Origin of the sequence: Streptomyces sp. NPDC093568, assembly GCF_044764945.1 — a bacterium.
Lineage (GTDB): Bacteria > Actinomycetota > Actinomycetes > Streptomycetales > Streptomycetaceae > Streptomyces.
On the sequence record NZ_JBIWJD010000009.1, the window covers coordinates 202,687 to 215,353 of the forward strand.

A 12,667-nucleotide genomic window follows, 5' to 3' on the forward strand; every position below is an offset into this window, starting at 1 on the left:
GTCAGCTCTCGTCGTCCTCGATCCAGCCCATGGTCCGCTCGACGGCCTTGAGCCAGTTCTTGTACTCACGGTCGCGGGTGTCCGCGTCCATGTGGGGGGTCCACTCGGCGGCCCGGCGCCAGTTGGCGCGCAGTTCGTCGGTACCGGACCAGAAGCCGACGGCGAGACCGGCGGCGTAGGCGGCGCCGAGGCAGGTGGTCTCGGCGACCATCGGGCGCACCACGGGTGCGTCCAGGACGTCCGAGAGGGTCTGCATCAGCAGGTTGTTGGAGGTCATGCCGCCGTCGACCTTCAGGGCCACCAGCTCGTCGCCGGAGTCCTTGACCATGGCGTCGGCGATCTCCCGCGTCTGCCACGCGGTCGCCTCCAGGACGGCGCGCGCGAGGTGCGCCTTGGTGACGTACCGGGTCAGGCCGGCGATCACACCGCGGGCGTCGGAGCGCCAGTGCGGGGCGAACAGGCCGGAGAAGGCCGGTACGAAGTAGGCGCCGCCGTTGTCCTCGACCGAGAGCGCGAGCGTCTCGATCTCGGCGGCGGTTGAGATCAGGCCCATCTGGTCGCGCATCCACTGCACCAGCGAACCGGTGACGGCGATCGAGCCCTCCAGGGCGTACACCGTCGGCTGGTCGCCGATCTTGTAGCCGACCGTGGTCAGCAGGCCCGCGTACGAGTTGATGATCTTGTCACCGGTGTTCATCACCATGAAGGTGCCGGTGCCGTACGTCGACTTGACCTCGCCCTCGGAGAAACAGGTCTGGCCGAACAGGGCCGCCTGCTGGTCGCCGAGCGCGGAGGCGACCGGGATGCCGCCGAGCAGCTCGCCCAGCTTGCCGCCGGTGACCTCGCCGTAGACCTCGGCGGAGGACCGGATCTCCGGCAGGATCTGCAGCGGCACGCCGATCGACTCGGCGATCTTCTCGTCCCACTCCATGGTGTGCAGGTTCATCAGCATGGTGCGGGAGGCGTTCGTGACGTCGGTGACGTGCTTGCCGCCGTCGGCACCACCGGTCAGGTTCCAGATGACCCAGGTGTCCATGGTGCCGAAGAGGATGTCGCCGGCCTCGGCGCGCTCCTTCAGACCCTCGACGTTGTCCAGCAGCCAGCGGGCCTTGGGACCGGCGAAGTAGGAGGCGAGGGGCAGACCGGTCTCACGGCGGAAGCGGTCCTGCCCGACGTTGCGGCCGAGCTCCTTGCACAGGGCGTCGGTGCGGGTGTCCTGCCAGACGATGGCGTTGTGGACGGGCTCACCGGTGTTCTTGTCCCACAGCACGGTGGTCTCGCGCTGGTTGGTGATACCGATGGCCTTGATGTCGTCACGGGTGATGCCGGCCTTGGAGATGGCTCCGGCGACGACCTCCTGGACGTTGGTCCAGATCTCCGTGGCGTTGTGCTCGACCCAGCCCGGCTTCGGGAAGATCTGCTCGTGCTCCTTCTGGTCGACGGAGACGATACGTCCGTCGCGGTCGAAGACGATGCAGCGGGAAGAGGTGGTGCCTTGGTCGATGGCTGCGATGAAGGGGCCGGCGGTGTGCGCGTCGGTCACTGTGAGCTCCTGGAAGTTCCGTGGTTATGGGGCTTTACGTACGGCGCGTGCTGAGAGTTTCGGTGCTTCTCACTCGAACGGGTGAAGCTCGGTTCTCTTAAGCGAAAGCGACGTTGTAGATGCCTGCAGCGATCGCCGCGCCGATCAGCGGACCGACCACCGGGATCCAGGCGTAGCCCCAGTCGGAGCCGCCCTTGTTGGGCAGGGGCAGAAGGGCGTGCACGATACGCGGACCGAGGTCACGGGCCGGGTTGATCGCGTAGCCGGTCGGGCCGCCGAGGGACAGACCGATCGAGACGACGACGAGCGCGACGATCAGCGCACCGATCGGGCCGAGGCCGTCGCCGTTGTTGTTGAGACCCTGCGTGAGGATGGCGAGCACCAGCACGACGGTGCCGATGATCTCCGTGAGGAGGTTCTGCACCACGTTGCGGATCTCGGGACCGGTGGAGAAGACGCCCAGGACCGGGCCCGCGCCCTTCTCCTGGGCCTCGACGGCCTTGGCCGCCGTGGCCTGCGCGCCCGGACCGCCGACGATCTCCTTGTCGGTGAGGTGGGCGTGGAACTGGCCGTAGTAGGCGACCCAGACCAGGGCCGCGCCGATCGCCGCGCCGAGGAACTGTCCGGCGAGGTACGTCGGAACGTTGCTCCAGTCGTTGTCCTTGATCGCCAGGGCGACCGTCACGGCCGGGTTCAGGTGGGCGCCGGACAGCGGCGCCGAGGTGTAGACCGCCGTGAGCACTGCGAAGCCCCACCCGAAGGTGATGGCGAGCCAGCCGGCGTTGCGAGCCTTGGAGGCCTTCAGCGTGACGGCGGCGCAGACGCCACCGCCGAGCAGGATGAGTATGGCGGTACCGATGGTCTCGCCGATGAAGATGTCGGAGCTGGACACCCGCGACTCCTTTGTCCTTCGTCCAGGGGAAGCCGAACCCCGGGTCCCACCGGTGGTTCGCGTTGCCCTCGGGGGTGAGGGCGATGCCGGCCCTTGGCACTGTCACACTCTAGCGCGTATTGCCGGTAGGTGTTCGACAATGCCGACCGATGGACGGGAGTCTTGCCCCGGTGTGAGGGATGCGTCAAGGCCTCTGTCGTCGAATGCGCGATCGTTGTTGCTTGTGTTGCTTTATCGATATGACCACCGGCGGAGCGGCACATGACGAAGCCCGGGACGTCCTACGACGCCCCGGTGGCCGTTTCTCCCGCGCCCGAGCGCGTTCCCGTCGTCGCGGGGTCCCTCAGAACCGCCCGGCGCCCAGGTCCCGCGAGACCGCGCGGGCACAGTCCCGTACCGCCGCGATCAGCTCGGGACGCAGCTCGCCGTCCCGGCACAGCCGCTCCACGGCGCCGGTGATGCCCACGGCGCCGACCGGCATGCGGCGCCGGTCGTGGATGGGGGCGGCCATGGAGGCGACGCCCTCCCAGGTCTCCTCGACGTCGGCCGCGTAGCCACGCGCGCGTGTCATGTCGAGGATGTGCTCGAAGCCGTCCAGCTCGCAGACCGTGCGGTCCGTGAAGGCCTTGCGGTCGGCCTCGATCGCCTCGCTGTGCGCGACGGGGTCGTACGCCGACAGGACCTTGCCCAGTGCCGTGGAGTGCAGTGGCTGCATGGCGCCGATCTCCAGCACCTGCCGGCTGTCGTCCGGGCGGAAGACGTGGTGGACGATGAGCACGCCCTGCTGGTGCAGGACACCCAGGTAGACGCTCTCCCCGCTGGAGCGGGCCAGGTCGTCCGTCCACACCAGGGCCCGTGCCCGCAGCTCGTGGACGTCCAGATAGGTGGTGCCCAGGCGCAGCAGCTCGGCGCCCAGCTGGTAGCGGCCGGAGGCGTCGTCCTGCTCGACGAAGCCCTCCTGCTGGAGGGTGCGCAGGATCCCGTGGGCCGTGCCCTTGGCGAGGCCCAGCGACGAGGCGATGTCCGACAGGCCGAGGCGTCGCTCGCCGCCCGCGAGGAGCCGCAGCATCGCGGCCGCCCGTTCGAGCGACTGGATGTTCCGTGCCATCGCCGTACTGCCTCCGTCCCCTTCGACCGTCGACCTCGCGACGTCGCTGCCGCCGTTCGGCAATGTCGAACACTACCGGTCGATGCCGACCTCTCGCTAATGGTCGGTCGGCATCAACCGCTTGTGTCGCCTCACCCGTGGCCGAAGATCGACCCGGACGTCCTCGTCGTCCCGCCCCGTGGACTGCCTGACCACTTCCGCGCGGTCCCGGTTACGCTGGCGGCGTGCGCCCGTCGCGGACAGTTCCGTGATGGGTGCAAAGCCGACAGCCGTCGCACTCCAGGGAGCCCTTTCATGGCCTCGTTGCCACCGACCCCTTCCGCCGACAGCCGGACCCGCGTGTCCGCACTCCGTGAGGCGCTCGCCACCCGCGTGGTGGTCGCCGACGGAGCGATGGGCACCATGTTGCAGGCCCAGGACCCCACACTCGAGGACTTCGAGAACCTCGAGGGCTGCAACGAGATTCTCAACCTCACCCGCCCCGACATCGTCCGCTCCGTCCACGACGCGTACTTCGCAGTGGGCGTCGACTGCGTCGAGACCAACACCTTCGGGGCCAACCACACGGCGGCGGCCGAGTACGAGATCGCCGACCGCGTGCACGAACTGTCCGAGGCCGGTGCCCGCATCGCCCGCGAGGTGGCCGACGAGCACGCCGCCCGCGACGGCCGCCCGCGCTGGGTCCTGGGCTCGGTCGGCCCCGGCACCAAGCTGCCCACCCTCGGCCACGTCGGCTACACCACCATCCGCGACGGCTACCAGGCCAACGCCGAGGGCCTGCTCGCCGGCGGCTCCGACGCCCTGATCGTCGAGACCACCCAGGACCTGCTGCAGACCAAGGCGTCCGTCCTCGGCGCCCGCCGCGCCATGGAGGCGACCGGCACCGAGGTGCCCCTGCTGGTCTCGATGGCGTTCGAGACGACCGGCACGATGCTGCTCGGCTCCGAGATCGGCGCCGCGCTCACCGCCCTGGAGCCGCTCGGCATCGACATGATCGGCCTGAACTGCTCCACCGGCCCGGCCGAGATGAGCGAGCACCTGCGCTACCTCACCCGGCACTCCCGCATCCCGCTGCTGTGCATGCCGAACGCCGGTCTGCCGATCCTCACCAAGGACGGCGCGCACTTCCCGCTCGACGCCGAGGGCCTCGCCGACGCCCAGGAGAACTTCGTACTCGACTACGGGCTCTCCCTCATCGGCGGCTGCTGCGGCACCACCCCCGAGCACCTGCGCCAGGTCGTCGACCGCGTCCGCGACCTCACCCCCTCCGAGCGCAGCCCGCGCCCCGAGCCGGGCGCCGCCTCCCTCTACCAGACCGTTCCGTTCCGCCAGGACACCTCCTACCTGGCCATCGGCGAGCGCACCAACGCCAACGGCTCCAAGAAGTTCCGCGAGGCCATGCTGGAGGCCCGCTGGGACGACTGCGTGGAGATGGCCCGCGAGCAGATCCGCGAGGGCGCGCACATGCTCGACCTGTGCGTGGACTACGTCGGCCGCGACGGCGTCGCCGACATGGAGGAGCTCGCCGGCCGCTTCGCCACCGCCTCCACGCTGCCGATCGTCCTGGACTCCACCGAGGTCGACGTCATCCAGGCCGGCCTCGAGAAGCTGGGCGGCCGCGCGGTCATCAACTCCGTCAACTACGAGGACGGCGACGGCCCCGAGTCCCGCTTCGCGAAGGTCACCAAGCTCGCCCAGGAGCACGGCGCGGCCCTGATCGCGCTGACCATCGACGAGGAGGGCCAGGCCCGCACCCCGGAGAAGAAGGTCGAGATCGCCGAACGGCTGATCGACGACCTGACCGGCAACTGGGGCATCCACGAGTCGGACATCCTCATCGACACCCTGACCTTCACCATCTGTACCGGTCAGGAGGAGTCCCGCAAGGACGGCATCGCCACCATCGAGGCCATCCGCGAGCTCAAGCGGCTCCACCCGGACGTCCAGACCACCCTCGGCCTGTCGAACATCTCCTTCGGCCTCAACCCGGCCGCCCGCATCCTACTGAACTCCGTCTTCCTCGACGAGTGCGTCAAGGCGGGTCTGGACTCGGCGATCGTGCACGCCTCCAAGATCCTGCCGATCGCACGCTTCGACGAGGAGCAGGTCCAGACGGCCCTGGACCTGATCTACGACCGCCGTGCCGAGGGCTACGACCCGCTGCAGAAGCTGATGGCCCTGTTCGAGGGCGCCACCGCCAAGTCCCTGAAGGCCGGCAAGGCCGAGGAGCTGGCCGCGCTGCCGCTGGAGGAGCGCCTCAAGCGCCGCATCATCGACGGCGAGCGCAACGGTCTGGAGGCCGACCTCGACGAGGCCCTCCAGGACACGCCCGCCCTCGACATCGTCAACAACACCCTGCTGGACGGCATGAAGGTCGTCGGCGAGCTGTTCGGCTCCGGCCAGATGCAGCTGCCGTTCGTCCTCCAGTCCGCCGAGGTGATGAAGGCCGCCGTCGCCTACCTCGAACCGCACATGGAGAAGACGGACGCCGACGGCAAGGGCACCATCGTGCTGGCCACCGTGCGCGGCGACGTCCACGACATCGGCAAGAACCTCGTGGACATCATCCTGTCCAACAACGGCTACAACGTGGTGAACCTGGGCATCAAGCAGCCCGTCTCCGCGATCCTGGAGGCCGCCGAGGAGCACCGGGCCGACGTCATCGGCATGTCCGGCCTGCTGGTGAAGTCCACGGTGATCATGAAGGAGAACCTGGAGGAGCTCAACCAGCGCGGCCTCGCGGCGAACTACCCGGTGATCCTCGGCGGCGCCGCCCTCACCCGCGCCTACGTCGAGCAGGACCTGCACGAGCTGTACGAGGGCGAAGTCCGCTACGCCCGCGACGCGTTCGAGGGCCTGCGTCTGATGGACGCCCTCATCGGCGTCAAGCGCGGCGTGCCCGGCGCCAAGCTGCCCGAGCTCAAGCAGCGCCGCGTCAGGAGCGCCGCCACCGCCGCCGTACTGGACGAGCGCCCCGAGGAAGGGCACGTCCGCTCCGACGTCGCCACCGACAACCCGGTCCCCGAGCCGCCGTTCTGGGGCACCCGCGTCATCAAGGGCATCCAGCTCAAGGAGTACGCCTCCTGGCTCGACGAGGGCGCCCTCTTCAAGGGCCAGTGGGGCCTGAAGGAGACCCGCGCCGGCGACGGACCGTCGTACCAGGAACTCGTCGAGACCGAGGGCCGCCCGCGGCTGCGCGGACTGCTCGACCGGCTCCAGACGGACAACCTCCTGGAGGCGGCCGTGGTCTACGGCTACTTCCCCTGCGTCTCCAAGGACGACGACCTGATCCTGCTCGACGAGCACGGCAACGAGCGCACCCGCTTCACCTTCCCGCGCCAGCGCCGCGGCCGCCGGCTGTGCCTCGCGGACTTCTTCCGCCCGCAGGAGTCCGGCGAGACCGACGTCGTCGGACTCCAGGTGGTCACCGTGGGCTCGCGGATCGGCGAGGAGACGGCCCGGATGTTCGAGGCGAACGCCTACCGCGACTACCTCGAACTGCACGGCCTTTCCGTGCAGTTGGCCGAGGCGCTCGCCGAGTACTGGCACGCGCGCGTGCGTTCCGAGCTGGGCTTCGCCGGGGAGGACCCGGCCGACATCGAGGACATGTTCGCGCTGAAGTACCGCGGCGCCCGCTTCTCGCTGGGCTATGGCGCCTGTCCGAACCTGGAGGACCGGTCGAAGATCGCCGACCTGCTCCAGCCGGAGCGCATCGGCGTGCACCTGTCCGAGGAGTTCCAGTTGCACCCCGAGCAGTCCACGGACGCGATCGTCATCCACCACCCGGAGGCGAAGTACTTCAACGCACGCTGATGTGCCTCCCGGCCTGCGACAGCTGTGCCCCGAGGCACACCGATCAAATCAGGCGCTTCGCCGCCGCAGGTCGTACACTGGACGGTCCACCGCAGGCCGGTTCCCTTAGTGGGAGCCGGCCTGTCCGCCCCTCAAGGAGGTGCGCCAGGATGACCAGTACGGTCCCCGCGCCAGTAACCCGTACGGCCGACGGGTCGGCCCTTCAGGCCGTTCTCCTCGACATGGACGGCACGCTGGTGGACACCGAGGGCTTCTGGTGGGACGTCGAGGTCGAGATCTTCGCCGGCCTCGGTCACACCCTCGACGACTCCTGGCGCCATGTCGTGGTCGGCGGCCCGATGACCCGCAGCGCCGGCTTCCTGATCGAGGCCACCGGCGCCGACATCACGATCGCCGAGCTCACGCCGCTGCTCAACCAGGGCTTCGAGGACCGCATCGACCGCACCCTGCCGCTGATGCCGGGGGCGGCCCGGCTGCTGGCCGAACTGGCCGCGCACGAGATCCCCACCGCCCTGGTCTCCGCCTCGCACCGGCGCATCATCGACCGCGTGCTCACCTCCCTCGGGCCCCAGTACTTCGCGCTGACCGTCGCCGGTGACGAGGTGTCGCGCACCAAGCCGCACCCCGACCCGTATCTGCTCGCCGCCTCCGGCCTGGGCGCCGACCCCAGCAGATGCGCGGTCGTCGAGGACACCGCGACCGGCGTCGCCGCGGCCGAGGCAGCGGGCTGCCATGTGGTGGCCGTGCCGTCGATCGCGCCCATCGCGCCCGCGACCCGCCGCACCGTGGTGAGCTCCCTCGAAGAAGTCGATCTGGCATTTCTGCGTGGGCTCATGGCCGCCTGACAACACAAAAGCGCTCGTCGTTCACCCAGCGTGCAACATCGATAACGCGGGAATTCCGCGGGTAAATTCGAACCTGCCGGATGGCTGAATTCCGGTCCCCGCGAAGAACGTTCAGTTTGTGACGTTCGCCACTTCAACGGGCCTCGACAGGCGCCCTGCCCTGTGCCACGCACCCGCGAAACAGGGCCACGAGCGCACCCTTGTGTCCCGATTGATGGGATCGTGCACGAATCCTTCCGGGGTCAGCCTTTCGTTGTGTCCGCGCCCGGTTCCGCTCCGTGATGGAGCCTCAACTCCGGCCGCTTCGAACCCTCCTGCGGACGCGGACTAACCTCATCGCGAGAACATCGAACTTACCCCCGTGATCCGCTGCAACACCCCTGCATGTCGGGTACACGGAGTCGACAGCTGGAGAAACCCGAGCATGAACCGCAAGACTTTGGTGCTGCCGGCCGTCATCGGCCTGCTCGCGCCGGTTCTCGCCGCCTGCGGCGGAACCGACAGCGGTAGCGACAGTGGCGACGCGATCGTCGTCGGCACCACGGACGCGTTCACTGCCTCGAAGGACGCTCCGGCCCCGCTCGACCCGGCCTTCGCCTACGACGTCGGCACCTGGAACATCCTGCGCCAGACCGTGCAGACCCTCATGATCCAGCCGCGCGGCGAGGGCGAGCCGGTCCCCGAGGCCGCCCAGAGCTGCGGCTTCACCGACAGCGGCAACGAGCGCTACGCCTGCGAGCTGCGCAAGGACCTCAAGTTCTCCAACGGTGACCCCGTCACCGCCAAGGACGTGAAGTACTCCATCGACCGCGCCATGGCCATGAAGGCCGACAGCGGTGTCTTCGCCCTGCTGTCCACCATCGACACCGTCGAGACCCAGGGCGACCGCGAGGTCATCTTCCACCTCAAGACCGCCGACGCCACCTTCCCGTTCAAGCTGTCCACCCCGGTCGCCGGCATCGTCGACCCGGACATCTACGCGAAGGACAAGCTGCGCGACGGCTTCGACGTCGACGGCTCCGGCCCCTACACCCTCCAGGCCGAGGTCGAGGGCGACAAGCTGGTCTCCGCCGTGTTCACCAAGAACCCCCACTACAAGGGGAGCCTGACGGTGAACAACGACAAGGTCGAACTGCGCAACTTCGCGGACGCCGACGAGATGGGCACCGCCCTCGACAAGGGCGACATCGACCTGATGACCCGCACCATGTCGCCCGAGCAGATCCAGAAGCTCTCCGCGGACTCCGACGACAAGGTCGACCTCGTCGACATGGCCGGACTGGAAATCCGCTACCTGGCCTTCAACACCGACGCCCCGACCGTGAAGAGCAAGGCCGTCCGCCAGGCGATGGCCCAGGTCATCAACCGCGGCGAACTCGTCTCCAAGGTCTACGGCTCCCAGGCCGAGCCGCTCTACTCGCTGGTCCCCGCCAGCATCACCGGCCACTCCAACTCGTTCTTCAACACCTACGGTGACCCGAACCCGAGCAAGGCCCGGTCGCTGCTGGAGAAGGCCGGCATCACCACCCCGGTGAAGCTGACGCTGCACTACACCACCGACCACTACGGCTCGGCCACCGAGAAGGAGTTCGAGCTGCTGAAGAAGCAGCTCAACGACAGCGGCCTGTTCGACGTCGACATCAAGGGCACCCCCTGGGCGACGTTCCGTCCCGCCGAGCAGAAGGGCGAGTACGACGTCTACGGGATGGGCTGGTTCCCCGACTTCCCCGACGCCGACAACTACCTCGCGCCGTTCCTCGACAAGGACAACTTCCTCGGCTCGCCGTACGACAACAGCGCGATCCGCAACACCCTGATCCCGGAGTCCCGGCGCGCGGCCGACCGGCTGTCCGCCGCCGGCAGCCTGACGGAGATTCAGGACATCGTCGCCGGCGACGTGCCCGTGCTCCCGCTTTGGCAGGGCAAGCAGTACGTCGCGGCGGGCGACGACGTCACCGGTACGGCGTTCGTACTCAACTCCTCCTCGACCCTTCAGCTGTGGGAGCTCGGCCGTGGCGTGAGCGGCTGACGTCTCCCCTTGCCCGGCGCCCTCGACCGGGGCGCCGGGCCGGCCCGGGATCCGGGACGAGGCCCGGGTTCCTCACATTCGACGACAAGGCACTCGTACGTGAACATGCGCAACCAGTGGCCGGTCCTGCCCGTCGTGGCAGGGCTGGCCTCCGGCCTGTTGACCGGCTGCGGCACCGAGAACGGGGACACCGGCGGGGCCGGCACTTCGGTGGTCATGGGGATGTCCGACGACGTCCTGGCCACCGACCCCGCCTCCGGCTACGACCCGGGCTCCTGGCTGTTGTTCAACAACGTCTTCCAGTCGCTGCTCAGCTTCCCCAAGGGCGCCACCGAGCCGCAGCCCGAGGCCGCCGAGCAGTGTGTCTTCAACGACAGCAAGGCCATGGTCTACCAGTGCACGCTCAAGGACGGCCTGAAGTTCAGCAACGGTGACGAGCTCTCCTCGAAGGACGTCAAGTTCTCCTTCGACCGCATGCTGAAGATCAACGACCCCGACGGCCCCGCGGTCATGTTCCCCACGCTCGAGAAGGTCGAGACGCCGGACGACAAAACGGTCGTCTTCCGGCTCAACACCCCCGACGCGACCTTCCCGAGCAAGATCGCCTCCGGTGCCGGTTCCATCGTCGACGAGGACCAGTACGACGCCGACGGCCTGCGCGAGGACGGCGCCGCGGTCGGCTCCGGCCCGTACAAGCTGGAGAAGTTCGACGACAGCGAGGCCGTCTTCTCAGTCAACGAGAACTACAAGGGCACCGCCGAGGTCCAGAACACCGGCGTCACCATGAGGTTCTTCCACGGGGACCAGAAGGGCCTGAAGAAGGCACTCCTCGAGAAGGAGGTCGACATCGCCTACCGAGGCCTCGGTGCCGGCTCCATCGCCGACATCGAGAAGTCCGGCGGCGACTCGGGCGTCGAGGTCGTCGAGGGCAGCAGCGCCGAGGTCCAGCACCTGGTCTTCAACATGGACGACCCGGTCGCCGGAAAGCTCGGCGTGCGCAAGGCCATCGCCTACCTCATCGACCGTGACGCCCTGATCAAGGACGTCTACCAGGGCACGGCCACCCCGCTGTACTCGATCATCCCGGCCGGCATCGGCGGCCACAACACGGCCTTCTTCGACACCTACGGTGCCCGCCCCTCCAAGGCCAAGGCCGCGGCCGCGCTTCAGGACGAGGGCATCAGCGGCAAGGTCAAGCTGACCCTGTGGTCCACCCCGTCGCGCTACGGCCCCGCCACCGACGACGAGTTGAAGGCCATCGCCCAGCAGCTCAACGCCAGCGGCCTGTTCGACGCCGATGTGCAGTCCGTCGCCTTCGACCAGTACGAGAAGGACATCGCCGACGGCAAGTACGGCGTGTACGTGAAGGGCTGGATCCCGGACTACCCGGACGCCGACAACTTCACGGCCCCGTTCTTCGGCGAGGGCAACGTGCTGAGCAACAACTACAGCAACAAGGCCATCACCGGCTCGATCATCCCGCGCACCGCCGCCGAGAGCGACCGCTCCGCGACGGACGACGACTTCGGCCAGCTCCAGGACATCGTGGCCAGGGACCTGCCCGTCCTGCCGGTCTGGCAGGCCAAGCAGTACGCCGTGGTCCGCGACAACGTCTACGGCCTGGAGTACTGCCTCGACGCGTCGACCGTGTTCCGCTTCTGGGAGCTCAGCAAGGGCTGACACCCGGCCGCACCCGTTCACAAGCGCTGAGGGCGTCCCTTTCTCGGAAGGGGCGCCCTCTTCGTCGTACCGACCGACCGCCTACTGCGCCCCGGGACGCACCAGACCGCTCTCGTACGCGTACACCGCCGCCTGCACCCGGTCGCGCAGGCCCAGCTTGGTCAGCACATGCCCGACATGGGTCTTCACCGTGGTCTCGCTGACGAACAGGTCCGCCGCGATCTCGGCGTTGGACAGCCCCCGCGCCACCAGCTTCAGCACCTCCACCTCGCGCTCGGTGAGCGTGTGCAGGGTGTCCGGCACCGGCTCGTCGCCCGAGGGGAGATGCGTGGCGTACTTGTCGAGCAGGCGGCGCGTGATGCTCGGCGCGAGCATCGCCTCACCGGCGGCGACCACGCGGATCGCCTGCACCAGCTCGTTGGCCGGGGCGTCCTTCAGCAGGAAGCCGCTGGCCCCCGCCCTCAGCGCCTCCACCACGTACTCGTCGAGATCGAAGGTGGTCAGCACCAGCACCTTCGCCGGGCCGTCCCGCCCGGGGCCGGTGATCTGCCGCGTCGCCTCCACCCCGTCCATCCGGGGCATACGGATGTCCATCAGGACCACGTCGGGCTGCAGGGCCCGGACCTGGTCGAGGGCCTGCAGACCGTCACCGGCCTCGCCCACGACCGCGAGATCCTGCTCGGCCTCCAGGATCATCCGGAAGCCGGTGCGCAGCAGGGGCTGGTCGTCGACCAGTAGGACGCGGATGGCCACGTAA

8 protein-coding genes are annotated in these 12,667 nt (G+C 68.6%); 4 read left to right on the plus strand and 4 right to left on the minus strand.

Annotated elements, in window-relative coordinates; translation table 11 throughout:
- Position 1: 1 nt before the first annotated feature.
- From glpK to ACIRD7_RS32265, 3 genes are all read right to left on the minus strand, one after another.
- Complete coding sequence (gene glpK / locus ACIRD7_RS32255; protein ID WP_403459146.1) at positions 2-1,543, minus strand: glycerol kinase GlpK; 1,542 nt, start codon at positions 1,541-1,543, stop codon at positions 2-4.
- Between the two features lie 97 nt (positions 1,544-1,640).
- Positions 1,641-2,435 (minus strand): MIP/aquaporin family protein, encoded by a 795-nt coding sequence (locus ACIRD7_RS32260; protein WP_403459148.1) that lies wholly within the window; start codon positions 2,433-2,435, stop codon positions 1,641-1,643.
- 343 nt (positions 2,436-2,778) lie between these two features.
- Positions 2,779-3,543 (minus strand): IclR family transcriptional regulator, encoded by a 765-nt coding sequence (locus tag ACIRD7_RS32265; protein ID WP_403459151.1) that lies wholly within the window; start codon positions 3,541-3,543, stop codon positions 2,779-2,781.
- Positions 3,544-3,837: 294 nt separating this feature from the next.
- Here ACIRD7_RS32265 and metH point away from each other — a divergent pair, with 294 nt between their 5' ends.
- From metH to ACIRD7_RS32285, 4 genes are all read left to right on the plus strand, one after another.
- Complete coding sequence (gene metH / locus ACIRD7_RS32270; protein WP_403459153.1) at positions 3,838-7,356, plus strand: methionine synthase; 3,519 nt, start codon at positions 3,838-3,840, stop codon at positions 7,354-7,356.
- A gap of 149 nt (positions 7,357-7,505) precedes the next feature.
- Positions 7,506-8,201, plus strand: coding sequence for an HAD family hydrolase (locus tag ACIRD7_RS32275; protein ID WP_403459155.1), 696 nt, complete (start codon positions 7,506-7,508; stop codon positions 8,199-8,201).
- A gap of 424 nt (positions 8,202-8,625) precedes the next feature.
- Positions 8,626-10,230, plus strand: a complete 1,605-nt coding sequence (locus tag ACIRD7_RS32280; RefSeq protein WP_403459156.1) for an ABC transporter substrate-binding protein — start codon at positions 8,626-8,628, stop codon at positions 10,228-10,230.
- A 99-nt stretch (positions 10,231-10,329) separates the two neighbouring features.
- Positions 10,330-11,910: an ABC transporter substrate-binding protein gene (locus tag ACIRD7_RS32285; RefSeq protein WP_403459157.1), complete on the plus strand. Its 1,581-nt coding sequence runs from the start codon at positions 10,330-10,332 to the stop codon at positions 11,908-11,910.
- Positions 11,911-11,991: 81 nt separating this feature from the next.
- Here ACIRD7_RS32285 and ACIRD7_RS32290 read toward each other — a convergent pair whose 3' ends face one another.
- Positions 11,992-12,663, minus strand: coding sequence for a response regulator transcription factor (locus ACIRD7_RS32290; RefSeq protein ID WP_058926326.1), 672 nt, complete (start codon positions 12,661-12,663; stop codon positions 11,992-11,994).
- Positions 12,664-12,667: the final 4 nt, after the last annotated feature.